Source organism: Streptomyces sp. NPDC036822, from assembly GCF_055609145.1.
Genome location: NZ_JBVJPY010000001.1, coordinates 155,805 through 180,009 on the forward strand (window position 1 = coordinate 155,805; position 24,205 = coordinate 180,009).

General features: G+C 73.4%; 21 protein-coding genes and 1 pseudogene. 8 read left to right on the forward strand and 14 right to left on the reverse strand.

From position 1 onward, the window contains the following. Nucleotides 1-50: 50 nt before the first annotated feature. Nucleotides 51-2,192, reverse strand: a complete 2,142-nt coding sequence (uvrB, locus tag ACZ68P_RS00765) for an excinuclease ABC subunit UvrB (RefSeq protein ID WP_471000539.1) — start codon at nucleotides 2,190-2,192, stop codon at nucleotides 51-53. A gap of 154 nt (nucleotides 2,193-2,346) precedes the next feature. Beyond that, a complete protein-coding gene (locus ACZ68P_RS00770) occupies nucleotides 2,347-3,261 on the reverse strand; it encodes an MHYT domain-containing protein (protein ID WP_471000542.1) in 915 nt (304 codons plus the stop codon). A gap of 183 nt (nucleotides 3,262-3,444) precedes the next feature. Here ACZ68P_RS00770 and ACZ68P_RS00775 point away from each other — a divergent pair, with 183 nt between their 5' ends. Further along, complete coding sequence (locus ACZ68P_RS00775) at nucleotides 3,445-3,978, forward strand: methylated-DNA--[protein]-cysteine S-methyltransferase (protein ID WP_471000545.1); 534 nt, start codon at nucleotides 3,445-3,447, stop codon at nucleotides 3,976-3,978. Between the two features lie 111 nt (nucleotides 3,979-4,089). Then, nucleotides 4,090-5,364, forward strand: a complete 1,275-nt coding sequence (locus tag ACZ68P_RS00780) for an MFS transporter (protein WP_471002351.1) — start codon at nucleotides 4,090-4,092, stop codon at nucleotides 5,362-5,364. A gap of 79 nt (nucleotides 5,365-5,443) precedes the next feature. Here ACZ68P_RS00780 and ACZ68P_RS00785 read toward each other — a convergent pair whose 3' ends face one another. The 4 genes and pseudogenes from ACZ68P_RS00785 to ACZ68P_RS00800 all read right to left on the reverse strand — a co-directional run bounded on the left by ACZ68P_RS00785 (nucleotide 5,444) and on the right by ACZ68P_RS00800 (nucleotide 10,132). After that, the gene (locus ACZ68P_RS00785) at nucleotides 5,444-6,430 is read right to left on the reverse strand and encodes a TolB family protein (RefSeq protein ID WP_471000548.1); all 987 of its coding nucleotides are present in this window, start codon (nucleotides 6,428-6,430) and stop codon (nucleotides 5,444-5,446) included. Between the two features lie 374 nt (nucleotides 6,431-6,804). After that, nucleotides 6,805-8,082 (reverse strand): annotated as a pseudogene (locus ACZ68P_RS00790) (MFS transporter); the annotation flags it as partial. After that, nucleotides 8,082-9,446, reverse strand: a complete 1,365-nt coding sequence (locus ACZ68P_RS00795) for a discoidin domain-containing protein (protein WP_471000550.1) — start codon at nucleotides 9,444-9,446, stop codon at nucleotides 8,082-8,084. The gene ACZ68P_RS00795 and the pseudogene ACZ68P_RS00790, both read right to left, overlap by 1 nt. A 329-nt stretch (nucleotides 9,447-9,775) precedes the next feature. Then, nucleotides 9,776-10,132: a cupin domain-containing protein gene (locus ACZ68P_RS00800; protein ID WP_471000553.1), complete on the reverse strand. Its 357-nt coding sequence runs from the start codon at nucleotides 10,130-10,132 to the stop codon at nucleotides 9,776-9,778. 224 nt (nucleotides 10,133-10,356) lie between these two features. Between ACZ68P_RS00800 and ACZ68P_RS00805 the strand changes: the two genes are divergently transcribed. Further along, entirely contained in the window at nucleotides 10,357-11,271 is a 915-nt protein-coding gene (locus ACZ68P_RS00805; protein WP_471000556.1) for a pseudouridine-5'-phosphate glycosidase, read from the forward strand. Then, nucleotides 11,268-12,158, forward strand: a complete 891-nt coding sequence (locus tag ACZ68P_RS00810; RefSeq protein WP_471000559.1) for a carbohydrate kinase family protein — start codon at nucleotides 11,268-11,270, stop codon at nucleotides 12,156-12,158. Before ACZ68P_RS00805 ends, ACZ68P_RS00810 begins: the two co-directional genes overlap by 4 nt. A gap of 176 nt (nucleotides 12,159-12,334) precedes the next feature. Here the strand turns inward: ACZ68P_RS00810 and ACZ68P_RS00815 are convergent, their stop codons facing one another. Next, nucleotides 12,335-12,970, reverse strand: a complete 636-nt coding sequence (locus ACZ68P_RS00815) for a nucleoside/nucleotide kinase family protein (RefSeq protein ID WP_471000561.1) — start codon at nucleotides 12,968-12,970, stop codon at nucleotides 12,335-12,337. Between the two features lie 5 nt (nucleotides 12,971-12,975). Next, nucleotides 12,976-13,581 carry a winged helix-turn-helix transcriptional regulator gene (locus tag ACZ68P_RS00820; protein ID WP_471000563.1) on the reverse strand — a complete coding sequence of 202 codons (606 nt, stop codon included), beginning with the start codon at nucleotides 13,579-13,581 and terminating at the stop codon, nucleotides 12,976-12,978. A gap of 83 nt (nucleotides 13,582-13,664) precedes the next feature. Here ACZ68P_RS00820 and ACZ68P_RS00825 point away from each other — a divergent pair, with 83 nt between their 5' ends. Beyond that, nucleotides 13,665-14,876 (forward strand): pyridoxal phosphate-dependent aminotransferase, encoded by a 1,212-nt coding sequence (locus ACZ68P_RS00825; RefSeq protein WP_471000566.1) that lies wholly within the window; start codon nucleotides 13,665-13,667, stop codon nucleotides 14,874-14,876. A 404-nt stretch (nucleotides 14,877-15,280) separates the two neighbouring features. Here ACZ68P_RS00825 and ACZ68P_RS00830 read toward each other — a convergent pair whose 3' ends face one another. Continuing rightward, nucleotides 15,281-16,015, reverse strand: coding sequence for a DUF7873 family protein (locus ACZ68P_RS00830; RefSeq protein ID WP_365715182.1), 735 nt, complete (start codon nucleotides 16,013-16,015; stop codon nucleotides 15,281-15,283). Between the two features lie 80 nt (nucleotides 16,016-16,095). On the opposite strand from ACZ68P_RS00830, the gene ACZ68P_RS00835 reads away from it, so the two are divergent. Further along, nucleotides 16,096-16,554, forward strand: coding sequence for a hypothetical protein (locus tag ACZ68P_RS00835; RefSeq protein ID WP_471000570.1), 459 nt, complete (start codon nucleotides 16,096-16,098; stop codon nucleotides 16,552-16,554). Between the two features lie 11 nt (nucleotides 16,555-16,565). Then, on the forward strand, nucleotides 16,566-17,225 hold the full coding sequence (locus ACZ68P_RS00840) for a DUF2293 domain-containing protein (RefSeq protein ID WP_471000572.1): 660 nt from the start codon (nucleotides 16,566-16,568) through the stop codon (nucleotides 17,223-17,225). Between the two features lie 21 nt (nucleotides 17,226-17,246). Here ACZ68P_RS00840 and ACZ68P_RS00845 read toward each other — a convergent pair whose 3' ends face one another. The 3 genes from ACZ68P_RS00845 to ACZ68P_RS00855 all read right to left on the reverse strand — a co-directional run bounded on the left by ACZ68P_RS00845 (nucleotide 17,247) and on the right by ACZ68P_RS00855 (nucleotide 22,353). Then, nucleotides 17,247-18,029, reverse strand: coding sequence for a chaplin (locus ACZ68P_RS00845; protein WP_471000575.1), 783 nt, complete (start codon nucleotides 18,027-18,029; stop codon nucleotides 17,247-17,249). Between the two features lie 188 nt (nucleotides 18,030-18,217). Then, nucleotides 18,218-19,507: an SWIM zinc finger family protein gene (locus ACZ68P_RS00850; protein ID WP_471000579.1), complete on the reverse strand. Its 1,290-nt coding sequence runs from the start codon at nucleotides 19,505-19,507 to the stop codon at nucleotides 18,218-18,220. Continuing rightward, nucleotides 19,504-22,353, reverse strand: a complete 2,850-nt coding sequence (locus ACZ68P_RS00855) for an SNF2-related protein (protein WP_471000582.1) — start codon at nucleotides 22,351-22,353, stop codon at nucleotides 19,504-19,506. The genes ACZ68P_RS00850 and ACZ68P_RS00855 overlap by 4 nt, the downstream gene beginning before the upstream one ends. A gap of 198 nt (nucleotides 22,354-22,551) precedes the next feature. Here ACZ68P_RS00855 and ACZ68P_RS00860 point away from each other — a divergent pair, with 198 nt between their 5' ends. Then, nucleotides 22,552-22,884 (forward strand): hypothetical protein, encoded by a 333-nt coding sequence (locus ACZ68P_RS00860; protein WP_471000585.1) that lies wholly within the window; start codon nucleotides 22,552-22,554, stop codon nucleotides 22,882-22,884. Nucleotides 22,885-22,928: 44 nt separating this feature from the next. Here the strand turns inward: ACZ68P_RS00860 and ACZ68P_RS00865 are convergent, their stop codons facing one another. Together ACZ68P_RS00865 and ACZ68P_RS00870 are read right to left on the reverse strand one after the other, a co-directional pair. Beyond that, complete coding sequence (locus ACZ68P_RS00865; RefSeq protein ID WP_471000588.1) at nucleotides 22,929-23,384, reverse strand: DoxX family protein; 456 nt, start codon at nucleotides 23,382-23,384, stop codon at nucleotides 22,929-22,931. 107 nt (nucleotides 23,385-23,491) lie between these two features. Next, nucleotides 23,492-24,187 (reverse strand): class I SAM-dependent methyltransferase, encoded by a 696-nt coding sequence (locus ACZ68P_RS00870; protein ID WP_471000590.1) that lies wholly within the window; start codon nucleotides 24,185-24,187, stop codon nucleotides 23,492-23,494. Between the last annotated feature and the right edge of the window lie 18 nt (nucleotides 24,188-24,205).

Sequence of the window (24,205 nt, forward strand, 5' to 3'; positions counted from 1 at the left end):
GTTTTGTGTCGGTCTTGCAACACACCGGACCGCTTCCGGGCCTCTTTCCGTCAGGCGAGACCCGCCTCCTTCATCTGGCGCAACTCCTTCTTCAGCTCTCCCACTTCGTCCCGGAGGCGGGCGGCCACCTCGAACTGGAGCTCCGCCGCGGCGGCGCGCATGCGGTCGGTCATCTCCTCGATGATCGCCGCCAGTTCGGTGGCGGGGCGGTCGCCGAGCTGGACCGTCGAACCCGCCGCGCCCGCCTTGCCGCCCTTGCCCTTGGTGCCGTGGGCGGCGAGGGAGGGCACGGGGGCCTTGCCTCCCTTGCCCTCCTTGCCCTGGCGGTACCCGGTCCCCAGCAGCTGCTCGGTGTCGACCTCCTCGCGCGCGATCGTGGCGACGATGTCGTTGATCTTCTTGCGCAGCGGCTGCGGGTCGATGCCGTGGGCGGTGTTGTACGCGATCTGCTTCTCACGGCGCCGGTTGGTCTCGTCGATGGCCTTCTCCATCGCCGGCGTGATCGTGTCCGCGTACATGTGGACCTGACCGGAGACGTTGCGCGCCGCGCGGCCGATGGTCTGGATCAGGGAGGTGCCGGAGCGCAGGAAGCCCTGCTTGTCGGCGTCGAGGATGGCGACGAGCGAGACCTCGGGCAGGTCGAGACCCTCGCGGAGCAGGTTGATGCCGACCAGGACGTCGTACTCGCCGGCCCGCAGCTCGCGCAGCAGCTCGATGCGGCGCAGGGTGTCGACGTCGCTGTGGAGGTAGCGCACCTGGATGCCGAGTTCGAGGAAGTAGTCGGTGAGGTCCTCGGCCATCTTCTTGGTGAGGGTGGTGACGAGCACGCGCTCGTCCTTCTCGGTGCGCAGCCGGATCTCGTGGACCAGGTCGTCGATCTGGCCCTCGGTGGGCTTGACGACGACCTCGGGGTCGACCAGGCCGGTGGGGCGGATGATCTGCTCGACGAAGCCGTCGCCGCGCGACAGCTCGTACGTGCCGGGAGTGGCGGAGAGGTAGACCGTCTGACCGATTCGCTGCTGGAACTCCTCCCACTTCAGCGGGCGGTTGTCGAGCGCGGAGGGCAGCCGGAAGCCGTGGTCGACCAGGGTCCGCTTGCGCGAGGCGTCGCCTTCGTACATCGCACCGATCTGCGGCACGGTGACGTGCGACTCGTCGATGACGAGAAGGAAGTCCTCGGGGAAGTAGTCGAGGAGGGTGTTGGGCGCGGAGCCCGGCTCCCGGTCGTCGAAGTGCATCGAGTAGTTCTCGATGCCGGAGCAGGAGCCGATCTGGCGCATCATCTCGATGTCGTACGTGGTGCGCATGCGCAGGCGCTGGGACTCCAGCATCTTGCCCTGCTTGTCGAGCTCGGCGAGGCGGCTCTCGAGCTCCCGCTCGATGCCGTTGATCGCCTTCTCCATGCGCTCGGGTCCCGCCACGTAGTGGCTGGCCGGGAAGACGTACAGCTCGCGGTCCTCGCTGATGACCTCGCCGGTGAGCGGGTGGAGCGTGGAGAGGGCCTCGATCTCGTCGCCGAACATCTCGATCCGGACGGCGAGCTCTTCGTAGACCGGGAAGATCTCGATGGTGTCGCCGCGGACCCGGAAGGTGCCCCGGGTGAACGCCAGGTCGTTGCGGGCGTACTGGATGTCGACGAAGCGGCGCAGCAGCTGGTCGCGGTCGATCTCCTCGCCGACCTTGAGCGGGACCATCCGGTCGACGTACTCCTGGGGCGTGCCGAGGCCGTAGATGCAGGAGACGGAGGCGACCACGACGACGTCCCGGCGGGTGAGCAGCGAGTTCGTCGCGGAGTGGCGCAGCCGCTCGACCTCCTCGTTGATCGAGGAGTCCTTCTCGATGTAGGTGTCCGACTGCGGGACGTACGCCTCGGGCTGGTAGTAGTCGTAGTACGAGACGAAGTACTCGACGGCGTTGTTCGGCAGGAGCTCGCGGAACTCGTTCGCCAGCTGGGCGGCCAGCGTCTTGTTCGGTGCCATCACCAGCGTGGGGCGCTGGAGCTTCTCGATCATCCACGCGGTGGTCGCCGACTTGCCGGTGCCGGTGGCACCGAGCAGGACGACGTCCTTCTCACCGGCGCGGACCCGCCGGTCGAGATCGGCGATGGCCGTCGGCTGGTCGCCGCTGGGCTGGTAGGAGCTGACGACCTCGAAAGGCGCCACCGTACGTTCGATCTTGGAAACGGGCCGCATGCAACCACCGTACGACCCCCCACTGACAGTCGGGCGGTGAAAGGTCCGGAGGGGACGCACGGGGACGCGGGCGGAGGGACGGGAACGGTCCTGGGCGGACGGATGAGAAGGGCCCGGGCGGAGGGGCGGGAGCGGCCCTGGCGGAGGGTCCGGCTCACCAGTCCTGGGAGCGGTGGACGCCGTGCGGCGCGCCTCCCCGGCCGCCCCTGCGTGCCGCCCGGCCGGACGGCGGGCGGGCCGACCAGTTCGCGGGCTCGCCGTAGGCGGCGGCCCGGCGGGGCGCGGGGACGCCGGGCAGATGACCGCCCTGGGTGGCGGGCCGCTGCCAGTCCGGGTCGCCCATCACGAGCAGCGGGTCGAACATGACGACGACGGCGGCCAGGACGAGGAAGACTCCCGGCCCGATCAGCATGGGCAGCAGCAGCGAGGTGGCGGAGTCGCCGACGACCGGGGCGGTGCCCTCCGCGTACAGGTGGACGTTGACCGCCGCCATGGCGGTGTAGTGCATACCACTGACCGCCAGACCCATCACCATGCTGGCGCCCAGGCTGGCCAGAAAGCCGTGCACCGAGACGGCCGCCCAGAGGGCGGCGGTGGCCGCCACGACCGCGATCACCACGGACAGGGCGACGGTAGGGGTGTCGTACTCGATGCGCCCGTGGAGCCGCATCCCCGCCATGCCGAGGTAGTGCATGGTGGCGATGCCGAGCCCGGTGATCGTGCCGCCGGTGACCAGGGTGAGACGGGTCGCGCCGCGGTATCCGACGATGAAGATGCCGATGCCGACCATCACGACGGCGACGGCCAGACTGGCGAAGGTGAGCGGTCGGTCGTATCCGATGGGGACCTGCCGGACCGAGAAGCCCATCATGGCGATGAAGTGCATCGTCCAGATACCGGTACCGATCGAGGTGGCCCCCAGGGCCAGCCAGCCGGCCTTGAAGCTGTCCCGGTTGCGGAGCGATCTGGTGGTGCAGCGGAGACCCAGGGCGCCGCCGAGGCAGGCCATGAGGTAGGCGGCCACCGGCGTGACCAGGCCGTAGCTGAATCCGTCGACCGTGCCCTGCATGAGCGTGAGTCCTCCACCCGTGGCGCAACGTCGTCCGAAAACAGTCGGTACCGCTGAGTAGTACTACGGGGCGAGATTATGGCGCGCGGGCGGCCGGACGACCACGTGGTCCGGGAATTGGCATGGGTGAGACCGGGGCGAGACCGGACCGTGATGTCAGTGCCGGGTCGTACGGTGACCGGCATGGACACCACGGTGGAATGGACGGTCGTCGAGAGCGGCATCGGCCCGCTCTTGCTGGCCTCGACCGATCGCGGCCTGGTGAGCGTGGTCTTCCACGCCGACGAGACGGTCCGGGAGCGGGCGCTGGACCGCCTGGCCGGGCAGCTCGGGGCGGAGCTGACGCGGAGCGGCACGGGCAGGCTCGCCGAGCCGATACGGCAGCTCGCGGCGTACTTCTCCGGCGGGCTGCGGCACTTCGACGTCCCCCTGGACTGGACGCTGACGACCGGTTTCAACCGGCAGGTGCTGCGCGAGCTGGCGGACTCGGTGCCGTACGGGACGGTGGTGGGGTACGGAGACCTGGCGAAGCGCGTGGGCCAGCCGGGCGCGGCGCAGGCGGTCGGGGCGGCCATGGGCTCCAACCCGCTGCCGGTGGTCGTGCCGTGCCACCGGGTGGTGGAGAGCGACGGCGGCCTCGGCGGCTTCGGAGGGGGCCTGGAGACGAAGCGGCGGCTGCTGGCCCTGGAAGGGGTGCTGCCGGAACCGCTGTTCTGAGCGGGCCGCGTGCCGGACGGCCGGGGGTCCGGGGCGTTCCCCTCCCCTCCCCCGGCTGGCACACTCCCGTAAGTGACCCACGCTCCCGGCGCCCCTGACGCCACCGCCGACATACCGCCCCGGCGCGTACCCGCCCCGAAGGCCACCGACCTGCCGGCCCTGCGCCGCCGTATCCAGGCCGTGCTGATCGCCAGCCAGATCCTCGGCGGGCTCGGCATCGCCATCGGGGTAGCCCTCGCCGCGGTGCTCGCCAAGGACGTCAGCGGCACGGAGGCGCTGTCCGGGCTGGCCTCCACGGCCACGGTGGCCGGCCCCGCCCTGCTCGCGATGCCGCTGGCCTCCCTCATGGCCGCCCGAGGACGCAGGCCCGGGCTGGTGTTCGCGTACCTGATGGGCGCCGTGGGCGCGGGTGTCGTGGTGCTCGGGGCCGTGATCGACAGCTTCCCCCTGCTCCTCGCGGGCCTGGTCGGCTTCGGCGCCGGATCCTCGGCCAACCTCGCGGCCCGGTTCGCCGCCGCCGATCTCGCCGAACCGGACCGCCGGGGCCGTGCCATCTCCACGGTGGTGTGGGCGACGACCGTCGGCGCCGTCCTCGGTCCGAACGTCGCGGCGCCGGCCGGGAAGAGCGTCTCCGGCTTCGGCATCCCGGCGACGGCCGGCCCGTTCGTCTGGGCCGCCGGGGTCTTCCTGGTCGCCGCGGTCATGGTCGCCCTGCTGCTGCGTCCCGACCCGCTGCTCACCGCCCGCGACCTGGCCGAGCCCGAGGACGCCGGGGAGGCGGCCGCCGGCCGCTCCCTCAAGGCGGGGATGCGGGCCGTCCGGGCGTCCTCCCGGGCGCGCCTCGCGCTGGTGACCGTGGCCGTCTCGCACACCGCCATGGTCTCGATCATGTCGATGACGCCGGTGGCGCTGAGCCATCACGGAGCCGGCATCCAGCTGATCGGCCTGGTGATCAGCGGTCACATCGCGGGCATGTACGCCTTCTCCCCGGTGATGGGATGGCTCGCGGACCGGCTGGGGCGCCTGTCGGTCATCGGCCTCGCGGTCGGGCTGCTGTCGGTGGCCGCGCTGCTCGCCGGCACGGCGGGAGCGAGCCACCCGCAGACCGCCGCGGGCCTCTTCCTGCTGGGCCTTGGCTGGTCGGCGGGCCTGGTGTCGGGGTCGGCGCTGCTGACGGACTCGGTGCCGCAGGCGGCCCGGGCGGCGGTCCAGGGGCTGTCGGACTTCACGATGAACACGGCGGCCGGGGTCGGCGGCCTGGTGGCGGGACTGATCGTCGCCCAGGCCGGTTACGACTGGCTGAACCTGGTGGGCGCGTGTCTCCTGCTCCCGATGGCGGCGCTGGCGGTCCGGGGAGCGGTACGGGGCACCGCCCGGCGCGCCTGAGCAGCCGCGCCGGGCCGCCCGGGTGCCCGCCGGGCAGCCTGGCTGCGGCCGTCGGCGGTCCGACGGCCGCCCCGGCGCGTCAGCGCGGGAACGCCGGGGACGACGCGCCGGAGACCAGCCTGCCGGCCGCGCCCGTGCCGTCGGCGGGGACGGTCCACACCGTGCCCTCGTGGCCGTACGCCAGGGTGCCGTCGTCCGCCCAGGCCGCCTGGTCGTCGACGCTCCGCCGCTCGGCGACCGGATGCTCGCGCAGCGTTCGGAGGTCCAGGACGTACAGCCTCCAGGGCGCCTTCACGTCCCGGGAGACCTTCTTCTTGAAGGCGATCCGGGTGCCGTCCGGTGACAGCGACGGGCATTCGACGTTCTCCCGCACAGCCCGCGCCGACCAGCCCCGCATGTCGCCCTCGACCAGGTACGTGCTGCCCTTGGTGGCGACCGTGGCGTAGAAGCGGTTGTCGTCGCGGGCGAAGGTCACGCCCCAGTAGTTCACGTCCGGGGCGTGGTAGCGCCGTCCGCCGAGGGTGAGCGGGATCTGCTCCATGTTCTTGACCAGGTAGCCGGTACGCAGGTCGAGGATCGAGGTCCTGGTCGAGAAGGCGGCGGTGGCGTACGAGTCGCCCGTGGCGAACATCGTCCAGGAGAGCATCCGGCCCGAGGCGGAGACCCGGGCCCGGTTCGGGATGCCGGGCAGCGCGATCCGGCGCACCTCGCGCAGCCGCCGGTCGAGGACGAGGGCGTACGAGCGGGCCGGGACGCCGGGCCGCCGCTGGAGGCACAGCGCGGTGGACCCGGACGCGTGGAAGCGGTCGCAGGCCGGGCCGCCCGCCACCCGGGCCGGCCCCGGAGCGTCCGGGTCCTGCCGGGCGACGCGTCCCGTCGCGGTGTCCCGGAAGAACGCCCGGCCCGCCGGGCCGTCGAGGGCGAAGGCCGGATCGGCGGCGGCCGGACGGGCGCGGGGGGCGGTCCGCTCGGCGGCCCGGAACGTGTAGGCGGTGGCCCCGCCGCCGAGCAGCAGGACGGCGAGGACCAGGGCCCAGAGTCGCGCGCGGTGGTGCGGGCCGTTCATGACGAAAGCCTTTCGGACGACGGTCGGCGGGCCCCTGACGGCGCTGCGGAGGGCGCGGGCGCTTCAGCGCACGGCGCCGCATCAGAGGGCGGTGGCGCATCGGCGGAGGGGGGCGCATCGGCGGACGGCGGGTCCGCAGGGGGTGGAAGCGCCCCGGGGCGCGGAGGCCCTGCGGGCAGCGGGGCGAGGCCGGTCGACGGAGCAGGCCCTTCCGGGCTCGGCGGGAGCCCGGCCGCCGCACACTCCCGACGGCCCAACCGCCGCAACCGCCCCGATCGCCCCGGCGCGAGGCCGGTCGACCGAGGCGGCTCTTCGCGACCCGGCGGCAGCCCGGCCGCCGGAGACCCCGCGGGGCCCGGCGGGGCGACGCGAGCCGGAGACGGCCCTTCGGGCCCGCCCGGCGTCCCGTGCGTCGCCGGTGCGGCGGGCAGCAGGCGCCAGGCGCAGGCGAGGGCGGTGGCGAGGCCCGCGAGGGCGAGGACGAGGGCGGTACGGGCCCCCCACAGCGTCCACGCCGCCCCGAAGCCGGTCGCCGCGAGGAGGCGGGCCAGCGCCTGCGCGGTCTGGACGAGGGCGAGCCCGCTCGCCTGCCGTCCCGCCGGCAGGAGCGGTCCGGTCAGCGCCATCAGGACCCCGTCCGTGGCCGCGTAGAAGACGCCGAGCATCCCGAGGACAAGACCGAGCACGAGGAGGTCGGGGCCCGGAGCGAGGAGCAGGGCGTACGCGACGAGCAGGGCCGCGTGCCCGTACAGGAAGGGCCGGCGGCGGCCGATCCGGTCGGCGAGCCGGCCCGCCGGGACGGCGAGCAGCAGATAGCCGGCCGCGGCGCCCAACGGCAGGAACGGGAACCAGGTGACGGCCAGGTCGAGCCGTCGCTGGAGCAGGAGGTAGACGAAGGCGTCGCCGACGGTGACCGCGCCGAGCAGCGCGGTCACGCCGAGGATCCGCCGGAAGGGGACGGACCGCAGCGGTGCGAGCGGCGCGGCCGTGCGCGGCCGCGGCGGGCGGGGCGCTCCCGCACCGACCGCTGCCCCGCCCGGTACGAGCACCACCAGCAGGAGCACTCCGACGACACCCGTGCAGAAGCTGACGACGAAGACGGCGTCGTAGGCGTCCGCCGTCGCCCACAGCAGGGCGAACGCGACGAGCGGCCCGAGGAGGGCGCCGGTCGTGTCCATCGCCCGGTGGACGCCGAAGGCGCGGCCGAGGTCGTCCGGCGGGCTGCTCAGGGTGATCAGCGCGTCGCGCGGGGCGGTGCGGATGCCCTTGCCGAGCCGGTCGCCGGCGAGCGCCGCCGCGATCCAGCCCGTCGCGCCGCCCGCGAGGAGCAATCCGAGCCGTGAGCAGGCGGACAGGGCGTACCCCACGCCGGCGACGCGCTTGTGGCGGCCTCCGCGGTCGGCCGCGTGGCCGCCGAGGAGCCGTACGAGCGCGGTGGCGCCGTTGAAGAGGCCGTCGAGGAAGCCGAACTGGAGCGGGGAGAGACCGAGTCCGACGACGAGGTAGAGCGGCAGGACGGCCGTCACCATCTCGGAGGAGATGTCCGTGACGAGGCTGACGGCGCCCAGGGCGAGGACGGTCCCGGAGACGCGCCGCCGCCCCCTCACGCGGGGTGGCGGCGCGTCCGGGCGACCGGTGGTCGCGAGGTACATCAGTGGCAGGTGTAGGTCGGGCCGGAGTCCTTGACCTGGCCGTCGGTGCCGACGTACTGCCAGGTGTACGTCGTGTCGGTGAAGTCCAGCTTGAGGACGCCGTACGGTCCGCTGATCCGCTTCTGGCTGTTCGGCTGGACCGTCTCGATCGGGTACGGCTCCGCGCCGCCCATGCCGCCGACGATCTCGACGATGCCGTCGGGGGTGGCCCGCCCGGAGGCGTCCTGGGGCGCGAACCGCTCGTAGTGGTGGTCGTGTCCGTTCAGGACGAGGTCGGCCCTGGCCCCGTGGAGGATCTGCCAGACGGGCTTGGAGACCGGGTCGTTGCCGTGGCCGCCGGAGGAGTACAGGGGGTGGTGGAAGTAGGCGGCGACGCAGCCCTTGGTGGTGCGGGCGAGGTCGTCCTTGAGCCACTGGATCTGCGCGGCGTCGTCGAAGGAGTTGGAGTCGAGGGCGATGAAGTGCCAGTTCCCCTCGTCGTAGCTGTAGTACGGCTTGCCCTGCGGGTAGGCGAGGGCGCCGAAGTACGCCTTGTAGCCGGCGAGCGGGCCGGCCGGGTCGTACGTCTCGTGGTTCCCGGGTGACGGCCGCGTCTTGGCCTTGAACGCGCCCCATGTCTTGTCGTAGTAGGCGCGGAAGTCGGAGAGCAGGGCGTCGTCGTACTGGTTGTCGCCCATGGTCAGGTAGAACCTGGGGTTGATCCGCTGGGCCAGGGCGGCCGTCCTGGGGTGGGCGCAGGAGCTGCTGGAGGCCGTGCACTGGGCGGCGATGTCACCGGCCGCGACGACGGTGAAGGCGCCTCCCGGGGAGGGCGTCGGGGTCGGCGTGGGGGTTCCGCCGTCGAGGGTGCCGTAGACCTCCGTCTCGTAGAGGGAGTAGCCGTACGACGTGCCGCGGGCGGTGCCGTACACGCGCAGGTAGCGGCCCTTGCCGGTGAGGCCGGTCCAGTCGTCGGTGCCGCCGTTTCCGGCGGTCTCGGTCGCGAGCCGCGTCCAGGTGGAGCCGTCGGCGGAGATCTCGACGCGGTAGGCCCGGGCGTAGGCGGCCTCCCACGAGAGGCGGACGCGCGAGACGGTGGCGGAGGCTCCGAGGTCGACCCGGATCCACTGCGGGTCGGAGCCCTCGGCGCTGGCCCAGCGCGTGGCCGGGTCGCCGTCGAAGGCCTTGGCCGGTTCGAAGGTGGAGTCCTCGACGGAGGAGGAGGTGGCCGGCTTGCCCCGGGAGAGGAGCGGGTCGGCGGCGGCTCCGGCGCGGCCCGGGGAGACGAGCAGCAGGCCTCCGACGAGCAGGAGGACGGCGGAGAGGATGAGGAACAGTGTGCGGGGGACGGTGCGACGGGGTGGGGCGGAGGCGTACAGGCGCATACCTGGGCTCCCTGGCCTGAAGGGTCGGCGAGAGCTGGACACCGGTGCGGGACGCCGCGTTCCTGCCCGGGAGTCCGCGCGGGGGCACGGAGCCGTCCGGGCAGGGTCGGCGTACAGCGGCCGGGTCAGAGCTCTCGCTGAGCGCGTCACGCCCTCGGGGGTCGGGCGCCGCGCCAAGCCGCTGACGGGATGCTAGCTGATAGGAAACCTTCCTACCAGAGGCCCGTACGCCCTTCTCCGGACCTTCACCCGCGCTTTCCCGGCGGACCCTCCCGCCCTTTCCCACCCCTTCACGGACCTGCCTCACGGGGCGGTCTCCGTCCGGGATCTCAGAGGCTGATGTGGTAGGCCTTGCGCAGCGTCTCGTGGACGGTCCAGGTGGTCCGGTCCCCCTCGCGCAGGACACAGGCGTCCCCCGGGCCGATCTCCAGGGTGTCCCCGCCCTCGACGGCGACGGTGGCGCGTCCGCTGACGACCACGAACAGCTCGTTGGCCTCCGTGTCGGTCACCACGCCGGGCGTGATCTGCCAGATGCCCCGGACCTGCTTGCCGTCCGCGGACTCCCACAGGACCTTGCCGGTCACCTCGGGCGTACCGGACACGATCTGGCCGGGGTCGAGCGGCTCGGACTCCAGGTCCGCGTCGGCGATGTGAACGGCGAAAGAGGGGTGATCATGTGTCGTCATGGGCGGTGACTGTAGCCGGGGCCTGCCGGGGTCCGGCGGGCGGCACCCGTGACGCGGCCGGGGCGGCGCCCCGGCCCTCGCGTTCGGCCCGGGCGACGCCAGGGCGAGCGGCTCCCGGCCGGTGATCCCGGATGTCGACTCCGGACGGCTGCCCCCGCTGCCGCGGTGTGGCCGAGGACCGCCGGCGAGGTTTGACCGGGGCGCTGCCGCGCCAGGGATGGGACATGTCCACACAGGTGTCCGGAGAGGTACGGGAGGCGCTCCGCGAGGGCCGTCCCGTGGTCGCGCTCGAGTCCACGATCATCGCCCACGGCCTGCCGCGGCCGCGCAATCTGGATGTGGCACGCGAACTGGAGGGGCTGGTACGGGAGGGCGGAGCCGTGCCCGCCACCATCGCCGTGATCGACGGCGTGGCCCACGTCGGCCTGGACGAGGAGCGGCTCACGCGGATCGCGGAGGACCCCACCGTACGGAAGCTGGGGCACCGCGACCTGGCGCCGGCGCTGGCGACCGGAGCGACCGGTGCGACGACCGTCTCCGGCACCGCCTGGCTCGCGCACTCCGCGGGCATACGCGTCTTCGCCACCGGCGGACTCGGCGGCGTGCACCGGGAGTGGAGCGAGACACAGGACGAGTCGGCCGATCTGCGGCTGCTCTCGCGGGTCGGGGTCACGGTGGTCTGCGCAGGGGTCAAGTCGATCCTGGACGTGCCGGCGACGCTCCAGCGCCTGGAGACCCTGGGTGTGACGGTCGTCGGATACGGCACGGAGCACTTTCCCGGCTTCTATCTGGCCTCCTCCGGCGAGCCGGTGGACTGGACCCTGCGGACACCGCGGGAGGTGGCCGGGGTGATACGCGCGCAGGACGAGCTGGGCGAGCCGTCCGCCGCACTCGTCGTGGCCAATCCGGTGCGGGTGGAGGACCAGCTGGATCCCGCCCTGCACGACCGGGTGCTGGCCCAGGGGCTCGCCGAGGCGAGGGAGAAGGGGATCACGGGGCAGGCGGTGACGCCGTTCCTGCTCGAGTATCTGACGGTGCACACGGACGGGGCCTCCCTGGAGGCCAATCTCGCCGCGGTGCGCGGCAATGTGCGGCTCGCGGCGCGGATCGCGACGGCGTACGCCGAAGCGGGCGCATGAGGGGCCTGCTCGTCGTCGGGGACGTGGTCACCGATGTCGTCGCCCGCCATCGGCACCCGCTCACGGCGGCGACCGACACGGCGGCCGAGATCCGTACGCTTCCGGGCGGGGCGGGGGCCAACGTGGCCTGCTGGGCGGTGCGTTCGGGATGTGCGGACGTGCGCCTGCTCGGCCGGGTCGGGACCGACGCCGCCGACTGGCACGACCGGGCGCTGGCCTCGGCGGGCGTGCGTCCGCTCCTGGTCAGGGACGCGGAGGCCGCCACGGCCACGGTGATAGCGCTGGTCGACGCGAGCGCGGAGCGCACGTTCTTGACCGACAGCGGGGCGGCGCTGCGGCTGGCCCCCGCCGACTGGTCCCCCGCGTTCCTCGACGGGGTCGCCCACCTCCATCTCTCCGGGTACCTCTTCTTCGCGGAGCCGAGCCGCGCCGCCGCGCGGCGGGCGCTGCGGGACGCACGCGAGGCGGGGGTCCCGGTCAGTGTGGACCCGGCGTCGGCGGGCTTCCTGGCGGAGCTGGGGACGGACCGCTTCCTGGCGGAGGCGGCGGGCGCGGACATGCTGTTCCCCAACGCCGACGAGGCCCGGCTGCTGACCGGGCACGCGGCGCCCGGCGAGGCCGCCGTGGCGTTGAGCAGCGCCTTTCCGCTGGTCGCGGTCACGCTGGGCGCGCAGGGTGCCCTGGTCGCCGAGGCGGGGGTGGTGACGGCCCGGGTCGCGGCGCCCGCGGTCCGGCCGGTGGACTCCACGGGCGCGGGTGACGCCTTCACCGGGGCCTTCCTCGCGGCCCGGCTCGCGGGGGCGGACACGCCGAAGGCGGCGGAGGCGGGCTGCCGCGCGGGCGCGGAGGCGGTGACCTCGGTGGGCGGGCGCCCCCCGGCACCCTGAACTCCGGGCCGGGATCGACTCGGACGGGCCTCCTTGTCAGATCCCCTCCGACGGGCCTCCTCCGCCACATCCCCTCGGACGGCCTTCGACGGGCTCCTCCGCCGGATCCCCTGCGACGGGTCTCCTCGCCGCGCCACGGCCACGGCCGTGAGCAGCGAGCCCTCAGCCGCGGTCCTTCACGCCGGGAGACCCGTCCAGGCCGGGTGGCGGGGGTCGTCGGTGCGGACGACGACGTCAGCGGCGCCGGTGGGGCCGACCTCCCGCTCGTACCGCGCGAAAGCGGGCAGGGTCCAGGGCTCCTCGCCGCGGCGCGCGAGGGCCCCCGGGGAGAGCCGCAGATGCACGGACAGGTCGAAGGGGAACCAGTGCCCGAGCAGGAACGGGCCGTGCAGCAGCACCACCCCTCCGGGCGGCAGGGACACGTAGGGACTGCGGGTCGCCCGGTCGGTGACGGGGTCCCACAGGTCGGGCAGCACCCGCCCGCTGCCCCCGGCCTCCAGCGGGCCGAGGACCTCGCGCCAGAGGGCGCCCGTGTCGAACCAGCCGCTGTAGTACGTGTCGGGGTCCTGTCTGCCGTACTCGTACCGCAGCGACGCCGGCCGCAGGAACCCGCCGGTGCCCACCACCAGGACGGACCGGCCGCGCAGCCGCAGTGTGGCCGCGATCCGCTCGGCGAGGTCCCCGGTGGGCGCCACGGGCGCGCCGTCGATGCCCACCTTGAGCCAGTCGCCGCCGTCGCCGGGGGCCGTCCGGTCGAGATGCGCGGCGAGGGTGTCGGCCAGCCGCTCCCAGGTGATCGGTTCGAATCGCACGCTGCTCATGGTGACGGCTCGTCCACGACGGCCCGGCCCGCCACGACCGCCTCCGCGAGCGTCAGTTCGCCCGCCGCCAGGGCGCGGCAGGTCGCCAGGTCCGTCCGCACGCGCGCGTCGGCGGCCTGCGCGGGCCCGTCGCCGTACCCCGCGCTGCCGTCCTCCCCGGTCCGTACGTGGAACGGCCCCTCGTCGAGGTCCACCTGGACGACGCCCGGGCCCCGCGCCTCCAGCGCGCCCAGCAGCGGGATCGCGAGCCAGTGCGCCCGTACGGCGTCGGTCGGTCGCGGCTCGTCGAGTGCGGGCGCCCCCCATTCCGCCAGGGCCCGCAGGACGGGAAGCAAGGCGCGTCCCCGCTCGGTGAGTTCGTACACATGGGCCGGGACGGGCGGCGGCATCCGGCGGCGCGTGACGAGGCCCGCGCCCTCCATCTCCTTGAGGCGGCCGGCCAGCATGTCCGTGCTGACCCCGGGGAGATCGGCGTGCAGGTCGGTGTAGCGGCGCGGCCCCGTGAGGAGTTCACGGACGATCAGCAGCGTCCACCGGTCGCCCACGACATCGAGGGCGCGGGCGGCGGCGCAGTACTGGTCATAGCTTCGGCGACGTGGCATGCGACGCAGTCTAGACAAGTAGTTGGACTTTCCAAGCTCGAACTTGGTAAAACCAAGCAACAGCACTCTGGGGAGGTCGTCGCATGGAGTTCCGGCAGTCGAGCAAGTTGAGCGAGGTCTGTTACGAGATCCGCGGACCGGTCATCGAGCACGCCAACGCCCTGGAGGAGGCGGGACACAGCGTCCTGCGCCTCAACACCGGCAACCCGGCGCTCTTCGGCTTCGAGGCTCCGGAGGAGATCGTCCAGGACATGATCCGGATGCTTCCGAAGGCCCACGGATACACCGATTCCCGCGGCATCCTCTCCGCCCGCCGCGCCGTGGCCCAGCGCTACCAGGCCCTCGGCCTGCCGGACGTCGACGTGGACGACGTCTTCCTCGGCAACGGCGTCTCGGAGCTGATCTCCATGGCCGTCCAGGCGCTCCTGGAGGACGGCGACGAGGTGCTGATCCCCGCCCCCGACTTCCCCCTGTGGACGGCGGTGACCACCCTCGCGGGCGGCAAGGCGGTGCACTACCTCTGCGACGAGTCGGCCGACTGGTACCCGGACCTCGACGACATGGCCGCGAAGATCACCGACCGCACCAAGGCGGTCGTGCTCATCAATCCCAACAACCCCACCGGGGCCGTCTATCCGCGCGAGATCGTCGAGGGCGTCCTCGACCTCGCCCGCCGCCACGGGCTGATGGTCTTCGCCGACGAGATCTACGACCAGATCGTCTACGACGACGCCGTCCACCACACCGCCGCCGCCCTGGCCCCGGACCTCGTCGTCCTCACCTTCTCCGGGCTCTCCAAGACGTACCGCGTCGCGGGCTTCCGCTCCGGCTGGATGGTGGTCAGCGGTCCCCGGCAGCACGCCAAGAACTATCTGGAGGGGCTGACGATGCTGGCCTCCATGCGCCTGTGCGCCAACGCCCCCGCGCAGTACGCCATCCAGGCCGCGCTCGGCGGACGGCAGTCGATCCACGAGCTGACCGGCCCCGGCGGCAGGCTGCGCGAGCAGCGCGACAAGGCGTGGGAGAAGCTCAACGAGATCCCGGGGGTGTCCTGTGTGAAGCCGAAGGGCGCGCTCTACGCCTTCCCGCGCCTCGACCCGAAGGTCCACAGGATCCACGACGACGAGAAGTTCGTCCTCGACCTGCTGCTGCGGGAGAAGATCCAGGTGGTGCAGGGCACGGGCTTCAACTGGCCCCGTCCGGACCACTTCCGCATTCTCACCCTGCCGTACGCCGACGACCTCGACGCGGCGATCAGCCGCATCGGCCGCTTCCTGAGCGGATACCGCCAGTGACGGGGCCCCGCGACGGGAGCGGGAGCAAGGCGTGACCGTCCCCGGAAAGGGAGCGGGTCCGAGGGCGTAGCCTGCCCCCGGACCCTGTCGATGCCGCTCACATCACACGCCGGCACGCTTGAGGACCCGGGTCAGTCGTCATTGCGTCGCGTCCTGCCGTTGGACCACCGCCGATCGGAGCTCGGCGGACCAGATTCGAACTGGCATTTCGACGCACCAGGGCCCGGGCCCGGTCGATCCGGCGATGAGCGGCGCATGCTGAGTCTGGAGCAATAGTCTGAGTCTGCTCGCGCCCCTCGTCAGGAGGGCCGCGCATTCACGACAAGCCTCATCTTCAGCTTCGCGCTCCTCGCGCGCCCCGGCCGTGTTCTGTGGCCGGGGAGTCTGTGTCGTCCGCCTCCCGACTACCCGAAGAGGTAGCCGAAGACGGCGTCGCCGACCCGCTGGTCGGTCACCTCCGCGCCGTTCGCCTCCTCGCGGGCGAACTTCACGGCCTGCTGGAGCTTCTCCACCCGCTCCAGGAGTTCGTTCACCCGACGGGCCGGCAGCGCCCCGGAGAACTTCACCGTGCTCCAGTACCCGACCGGGATGTCCTCGTAGTACACCTCGACCTGCGCCGGGTGCTTCTCCGTCGCCTCCGCCTTCACGTGGTTGCGCGGGACCTTCTTCGTCCGGACCGTGCGGACGACCTCGGTCTTCCACGCGTCCGTCGACGGGTCCTGCGTCCAGGACTCGGCGGCGTCCAGGACGGGCAGCTTGCGCACGAAGGTGTTGATGTCCGTCAGCTGCTTCTCCAGGAAGAGCAGATACGCGACGGGCACCCGGCCCACCAGGACGCGCCCGTCGACCGTGATGTCGGCGCGCGCCTCGCAGTTGGCCCAGTCCTTGGTGGCGGTCACATCGAACAGCCGGGTCAGCGCCCGCGCGGTGTCGCGCAGCACGTCCTCGGCCTTCACCTGGACCAGCGTGGACTCCGGCGGAAGCTGTTCGCCTTCCTCGTCCTTCGGCTGGTACGTACGGGAGATGCCGGCGAGCAGCGCGGGCTTCTGCAGCCCGTGGTGCGCCGCGGTCAGGTCCTGATGCGCCCGGGACTTGACGCCTTTCTCCACTGCGATGATCTGATTGAGTTTCGTTGCCACGTCACTGACCCTAGCCGCGCGACCGGCATCGAATCGAACTGTTTTTCCAGGTGTGTTGACGACTCGAGGAGCGACCTGTCATGGAGACGGCCGTGATCGCCGTGGTGGGAACCCTGCTGGGCGTGGTGGCCACGCACTGGTTCCAGGGCCGTGCCGCCGAGCGGTCGGCGATGCTGACCCGTGCCGAGCAGCTGCGCCAGGAACGCATCGCGTCCTACAGCGCCTTCGCCGGCGCGGTCGTCGACTACCGCCGCGCCCAGAACGACCGCTGGTTCCGGGCCGCCCAGGACCCGGAGTCCCCCGAGGCGGAGGAGTCACGGTACTCCTCCTACCAGCAGCGCACGGCCGCCCGGCAGGCGCTCTTCCGCGTCCAGCTGGTCTGCGACGACCCGGATGCCCGCGAACAGGCCGAGACCGCGTTCGAGTTGACCCACTGCATGCACGAGGCGGGCAGCGAGGAGGAGCGCGCCCACCGCTCCGGTGAGGCCAAGGAAGCACTCGACCGGTTCATCGCCTCGGCCGCTCCCGGCGTCCGCTGAGGAGATCCGTCATGGACCTGGTCGCGCCCGTCGTCGTCGAACCCCTCAAACGCCGCCGCTGCTCCGAGTGTCACCAGGGGCCGCTGCTGCGGATGATCGTCGAATTCAACGCTCCGGTCTGCCTCGACTGCGCCGACCTCGGGCATCTGGTCTTCCTCGGACGCGGCGACACGGCGCTCACCCGGCGCGCCCGGGAGGGGAGCATGCTGTGGGCGGTGGTGGTACGGCACAACCGGCGCCGTACCCGGTACGAACGGCAGGGGCTGCTCGTCGAGGCGGCCGCGCTGGCCCGGGCCGAGGAGGCCTGCCTGGCGGACTCGGAGGCGCGGGCGCGGAGGCGGGCCCGGGACGCCGTTCGGCGCGCGGAGCGGGACGCGCGGGTCACGGCGGAGCTGGAGGCCGAGATCCGGCGGCTGTTCCCACACTGTCCGGTGGAGCGGGCGGCGGAGATCGCGGCTCACGCCTCCCGGAAGGGCAGTGGCCGGGTGGGGCGCACGGCGGCCGGGCGGGCGCTCGACCGGGACGCGGTCACGGCGGCGGTGCGGGCGTCCGTACGCCATGTGGACACGGAGTACGACACGCTCCTGATGCGGGGGGTCCCCCGCCACCAGGCCCGGACGAGGGTCGCTCCCGCCATCGAGGCGGTGCTCCGGGCCTGGCGTCGTGCGTGAGGGCTCAGGGCCCCGCGGTTCTCAGATCTCCCCGCCCGCACGGCGGGAGCGGCGGTACAACAGCGCGCCGCCGAGCAGCAGGGCGGCGCTCGCCGGGGCGGCGTAGCCGACCAGGTCCGAGCCCGTGCTGGCCAGCGAGACGGAGCTGGTCCGCGGAGCGGGGGCCGGGGCCGGCTCGTCGGTGTCCGTGCTCGGCAGCGGCGGGTGGTTCCGGGGCTCCATCGGCTTCGGCTCCTCGCCGGGGGCCTCGGGCGTGCCGGGACCGTTGACCGAGGTGTTGCCGAAGGCGGGGTTGCCGATGCCGACGACGTTGACGGAGTTGCCGCTGACGTTCACCGGGAGGTCGATCGGCAGCTGGATGCCGTTGCCGGAGAGGATCCCGGGCGAGTTGTGCGCCACGCCCTCGGCCGTGGCGCCTCCGCCGTTGCCGCCGTTGCCGCCGTTGGAGGCGTTCCCGCCCTGGCCTCCCGACCCGCCACCGCGCGGGGTGGCGGGCAGGTCCTTGTGCTTGCCGCCGCCCTCGCCGCCCCGGTCGCTGGAGCCGTGACCGCCCGGCGCACCGGAGTGGTTCGCGCATGTGTTGCCGAACGAGGGGTTGAGCAGCCCGACGACGTTGACGGTGTTCCCGCAGATGTTGACCGGGGCGTGCACCGGCAGCTGAACGGTGTTGCCGGAGACCGCGCCCGGCGAACCGATCGCGGCGCCCTGCGCACCGGAGTCGGCGTGCGCGGCACCCGCCGAGAGCGCGAGCGCGCCTCCTGTGACCATCAGTGTGGCCAGACCACTACGGCGAATCTGCCTCATGGCTTCCTGCCTTCCGGAGGTGTAGACGAGCATTCGCCCGTACCGCAATTAACGCGATGCCACCCGGCTCGGATCAGGCCAAAGGGCTGTTTCACTCCTTCGAGTGGGTATGACTCGAACGCTCGTGGGCAGCATTCCTGGCCGCTTGTCGCTCTCGGCGGCGTCCGACGGCCCGGAAGCGGCTCGTGTCACCGTCCCAGCAGGTCGGTGAGGGCGCCGACGGGGTCGGTGTCGGGGGCGCCCCGGGGCCACCAGTCCTCGCGGTCGGCGTCCGATTCGTAGCCGTACCAGAGGCCGTCCCGGCCGAAGCGGAGCTGGAGGGAGCGGGTCGACAGACGGTTCCGCCAGGGCCGGAAGGCGGGGTGGTCGGCGGCGAGCAGCGCGGGGCGGGCCCGGTCGAAGGGGCCGGCGGGCGGGTCCCAGGGCTCCTCGAGGACCGTGAGACCGGCGAGCCCGCCCTGGCGCCAGGCGGCGACCGCGCGCGCCAGTTCGGTCGGGGTCCTGTCGAGGGCGTAGGCGAGGTCGCGGTACAGGGCGCGGGTCGACGCGGTGAGGCCCGAGCCGGGGTGCGCGGCGGCGAGCCGGACGGCGTCCTGCCAGGGGGTGAGGGCGGCGATGGGATCGTGGCCCGTGATCAGGAACGCATGGGCTCGGGCCGCGGCCTCCGAGGCGAGCAGGTCGAGCGCGAGGGGATCGGGGGCGTCCGGGTCCGGCGGGTGGACGGGCGGGCGGCCGGGCTGCGCGGGGGCGGGGAGCGGCGCGGGCAGGGGCGGCAGCGGCCGGGGGACGGTGTCGTCGGCGGTCGGGGCCAGGACGCTGCGGGCGAGGACGGTCGCCAGGGCGGGCGCGGCGGCGCCGGCCTCCGCGGCGGAGCGTGCGGCGTTGCGCCGGGTCAGCGCGGCGAGGATCTCCTGTTCGCCCCGGCCCCGCATGAGGAAGAGGACGAAGGGGTCCTCGTCGAGAAGACGCGCGGCCTGGTAGCAGAGGGCGGCGGCGTGCTTGCAGGGGAAGCCGTCGTCGGGGCAGGAGCAGTCGGGGATCAGGTCGCCGGGAGCGGGCAGCAGTCCGGTGACCGCTTCGAGGGCGTGCGGGACGTCCTTGTCGAGCAGGGCGGCGATGTGGTCCGGTCGGGCGGCCGCCTTGTCGAGGAACCGTTCCCAGTCGTCGTCGCCGAGGGTGCGCAGCCGGATCTCCGAGCGGTACGGGCGGGGGCGGCTGCCGTGGACGTAGGCGACGACCCGGCCGGGCGTGACCGTGATCGCGTCGACGTGGCCCCGCCGGGCGTACGCCTGGCCGCGGGCGAGACGGGCCGGGTCGAGGGCGGTGTCCTCCAGGGCCTCCACCCAGGCGTTGCCCCACCAGGTGGCGGCGAACCGTCCGTCCGGTGCGTCCCGGGGCGCGAGCTGGGGGAACGTGCGGCGGCGGTCGTCGTGACGCGGCAGGGCGGGGCGGCCGCCCGGGGACGGGCGGGGGGTCATGACGGCCTCCTCAACGAGACCAGGTCGGCCAGCTCGCGGTCGGTCAGTTCGGTCAGCGCCGCCTCGCCGGAGCCGAGGACGGCGTCGGCCAGCGCCTGCTTGGCACGGAGCATCTCGGCGATGCGGTCCTCGACCGTCCCCTCGGCGATCAGCCGGTGCACCTGCACCGGCTGGGTCTGACCGATGCGGTAGGCCCGGTCGGTGGCCTGCTCCTCGACCGCCGGGTTCCACCAGCGGTCGAAGTGGACGACATGACCGGCCCGGGTCAGGTTGAGCCCCGTCCCCGCCGCCTTCAGGGAGAGGAGGAAGACGGGCACGTCGCCGGCCTGGAAGCGGTCCACCATCCGCTCGCGCTCGGCGACGGGCGTCCCTCCGTGCAGCAGTTGGGCCGGGATCGCGCGGGCGGCGAGATGGTCGGCGAGGAGCCGGGCCATGGAGACGTACTGGGTGAAGACGAGGACGGAGCCGTCCTCGGTGAGAATCGTGTCGAGGAGTTCGTCGAGCAGGGCGAGCTTCCCCGACCGGCCGGCGAGCCGGGCCGTGCCGCCGTCCTTCGAGGACTGCTCCTTGAGGTACTGGGCGGGGTGGTTGCAGATCTGCTTGAGGGAGGTCAGCAGCTTCATGACGAGCCCGCGGCGCGCGATGCCCTCGGCGTCCTCGACCTGCGCCATGGTCTCCCGCACCACCGCTTCGTAGAGCGAGGCCTGTTCGCGGGTGAGGGGCACGGGGTGGTCGGACTCGGTCTTGGGGGGCAGCTCGGGGACGATGCCGGGATCGGACTTGCGGCGGCGCAGCAGGAACGGCCGGACGAGACGGGCGAGCCGCTCGACGGCCTCGTCGTTCTCGATCTCCTCGGTGTTCTCCACCGCGCGGGCGTGGCGGGAGCGGAATGCCTTGAGGGGGCCGAGGAGGCCGGGGGTGGTCCAGTCGAGGAGGGCCCACAGCTCGGAGAGGTTGTTCTCCACGGGCGTGCCGGTGAGGGCGACCCTGGCCGGCGCGGGGATCGTGCGCAGCGCCTTCGCGGTCGCGGAGAAGGGGTTCTTGACGTGCTGGGCCTCGTCGGCGACGACCATGCCCCACTCGTGTTCGGCCAGTCGGGCCGCGCTGGTGCGCAGGGTGCCGTACGTGGTCAGGACGAACCCGCCGTCGACGCCGGCCAGGGAGCGGTCGGCGCCGTGGAAGCGGCGCACGGGGACACCGGGGGCGAACCGCCTGACCTCCCGCTGCCAGTTGCCCAGCAGGGAGGCGGGACAGACGACGAGGGTGGGCGCGCGGCGGGCGCGCCGCAGATGGAGGGCGATGAGGGTGACGGTCTTGCCGAGGCCCATGTCGTCGGCGAGACAGCCACCGAGGCCGAGCGAGGTCATCAGGTCGAGCCAGGCGAGGCCCCGGAGCTGGTAGTCGCGCAGGGTGGCGTCGAGGCCGTCGGGCGGGGCGACCGCCTCGGGACCGGCGACGAGCCGGTCCCGCAGGGTGGCGAGCGCGCCGACGGGCACGGCGGGGACGGTCTCGCCGTCCACCTCCGCGGTGCCGCTGAGGGCCACGGCGAGCGCGTCGACCGGCTCCAGCAGGCCCAGCTCGCGCTTGCGGGCCTTGCGGACGAGCGCGGGGTCGACGACGACCCACTGGTCGCGCAGGCGCACGATGGGCCGGTGGGACTCGGCGAGGACGTCCATCTCGCGTTCGCTGAGCGGGTCGCCGTCCAGGGCGAGCTGCCAGTTGAAGCGGAGGAGCTCCTCGCTGTCGAAGAAGGCCGTGCCGTCGGTGGCCGAGCCGGGCGCGGACAGCGCCGGCCGGACGACGGCGGAGGCGCTGAGGGAGCGGGCCAGCTCGCGTGGCCAGTGGACGGCGACGCCGGCGTCGGCGAGCCGCGCGGCGGCGGGGCCGAGCAGCTCGTACAGCTCGTCCTCGGTCAGCGCGAGCACGTCGGGCACGTCGCGCTCCAGGAGCCTGCCCAGCGGTGCCCAGACGCGGGACGCCCGGCGGACCGCGAGAAGGGCGTCGATCCGGGCGCGCGGTCCGAAGTGCTCGTCGCCCTCGCCGGCCCAGAGGGCGGCCGCGTCGATGACGAGGGTGGGGTCGGCGAGGCTGTGCACCTGGAGGAGGGCGGCGGCCGCCTGCCGCTCGTCGCCGCCCTCCTCGGCGATGTCGAACAGCTCGTACCCCGCGAGGTCGAGGCGCAGGGAGACGCGGACGCCGGCGTCCATGCCGGCCGCGGCCTCGGCCGCCCAGGCACGGGCGCGGGGCAGGTGCTGGGCCTCACGGGCGGCGAAGGGCGCCCCGGCCGCGTGGGCCGCGGCGGGGGTGCGGGGCAGGGTGTCGGCGACGGCGTCGAGGAAGGCCCGCACCAGCGCCTCGGGGTCGGGCACCCGCAGCGGGCCGCGCCCGGGGACCGGCACGGCGTGGGCCTCGTACGGCATGGCGGCGGCGACGGCCCGGAGATGGGCGATGTCGTCGGCGTCGAGCGGCCCCGCCCGCCAGGCGTCGTGGTCGTCCGCGGTCAGTCCGGGCAGCAGCCGGCCGCGCGCCGTCAGGTGCAGGGCGTGCAGGGCGGCGGCGCCCCAGCAGGCGGTGGCGGGGTGCGCGCCCGGGTGGTGGCGGGCCGCGACCAGGTGGGGCAGGGCGTCGGTGACGGGCAGGATGACGGCGGGCACCGTGCGCCCGCGGGCCCCGGCGCCGTGGCGGCGCACGACGGTCAGCCGGCCTGCGGGCCGGGCGCCGCCCGCATCCTCGGCCGGGAGCTCGGGCAGCGCTCTCCCGTCGGGCGCCCAGAAGGCGACACGGCCCTCGCGGGGCAGGGCGGCCGGAAGGAAGACGGCGGCGCACGCATGCAAGGTGGGGGTCACGGCGCTGCTCACCTCCCGATCAGGCTCGGATTCCGACTGGACTTCCGACCTTACGGGTGGGGTCTGACAACGACCTCTTCCCCCGCTTCCCCCGGGCGGCCCAACGGCGGGTGACAGTCGCCCCGCCGAGGGGCATGGTGACGTGGAATAGGCTGCGGACGGGTTCTGCCGCCTTCGCCCGACAGACGAGGATCCGCCATGTCCGTTCACCGGCGTCTCGGCATCGCCGCCGGGGCCGCGCTCCTGACTCTCGCCGTCGCGGGCTGCTCCGGCCTCGGCCGGACGGCGGTGGGCCCGATCACGTACGAGACCCCGAACGAGGTCGTGGTCTCCGTGACGAGCCCCTCCGTCAAGGGCTGCCACCGCCTGGCACCGGCCGGCGCGACCAGGGTCGAGAACGGGTCGCTGGTCGACATCGTCATGTACCCGGCACCGGGCTGCCGGGGGGACGGCATCTACGTGGCCACCATGACCTCCGACTCGATCGCGCCGGGTACGAGGCCCTGGCGGAGCTACAGCCTCGTGCACTGATCGGCGGCCGGAAGCGGGCGGGTCGGCATCGCGGCCCGCCCGTCTCAGGCGCGGCGGCGCAGGGCCAGGGCGAGCAGCTCCGCGTTGTGGTGGCGGCGCGTCCAGGCGATCACGACGAGCGGGACGGCGAAGAGGAGCGGCGTCAGGGCGTACTGGCCGTCGAAGACGGTCATCTGCGTCACGAACGCCCCGATCATCAGGCCCGTGAGCGCGATCGCCGAGGCGCTCGACAGGACCGGGATCACCAGCGCGACCGCCCCGGCCAGTTCGAGCGCGCCGACCGTGTACATCAGCCAGTCGCCCCAGCCGATCGCGTCGAAGGACTCGGCGGCGGACGAGTGGCCGACGAGCTTGGGGGCGGCGCTGGGAACGGCGAAGGCGAGCGCGAGGAGGATCTGGAGCACGCGCACGGTGAGGTCGAGGCGGCGTCCCGGGCGGCGGACGGCGTCGACGCCGGGGGTCGTGGCGGTGTCGGTGGTGGCGGTCGTGGTGGTGGCCATGCTGAATCTCCTCGTGTCGGCGTCGCGTGCGCTTTCGCTTTCACAGAGGTAGACGGTCCGGGAGCCGGAAACTCATCGCCGACGGGGCGCCCCCAACCGGATTTCCGTCAGCGCGACTTGGGGCGCGCCCGGACCCATGTGCCGTCGTCCGTCAGGGTCGTGTCCACGACGAGACCGGCCTCGCCCAGATGGCGCTCGAAGTCCTCGGGGGCGAGAGGCCGGGACAGGAACGTCTGCGTCCACCGCGCGTCCGGGAAGAGGTACTCGGCGAGGACCGAGTGGACGCCGTCGCCGACCGGCCGCGCCGACACGATCCGTACCGTGCAGCCGGCGGCGTCGACGCGCTCGCGCGGCACTTCGCGGTGCCAGTTCTCGCCTTCGCGCTGGATCAGCACACAGCCGTCGTCCTTGACGTGCCGTCGGCACGTCTCCAGCAGCGCCTGGCGCGTGGCGTGTTCGGCGGTGTGGACCAGGTACGACGCGAGCATGACCACGTCGAACCGTCTGCCCAGGTCGAGTGCCTCGATCGGGCTGAGCGCGGTCTCCACGCCCGGCACCCGCTCCCGGACGGCGGCCAGCATCTCCGCGGACTCGTCGACGGCGGTGACGGCGAACCCCCGCTCGACGAGCGGTCCTGTCACCCGGCCCGCGCCACAGCCCAGTTCGAGCAGGGTCGCGCCGGGTGGCACGGCCGCGGCGATCACATCGGGCTCGTTCCCGACCGCGAGCCGCCGGTACAGCTCGACGGCGCATCCGTCCGGGGTGATCGCCCCGGATCCCGTCCCTTGGTGTCCCTCACGCATCGGTCCCCTCATGCCCCG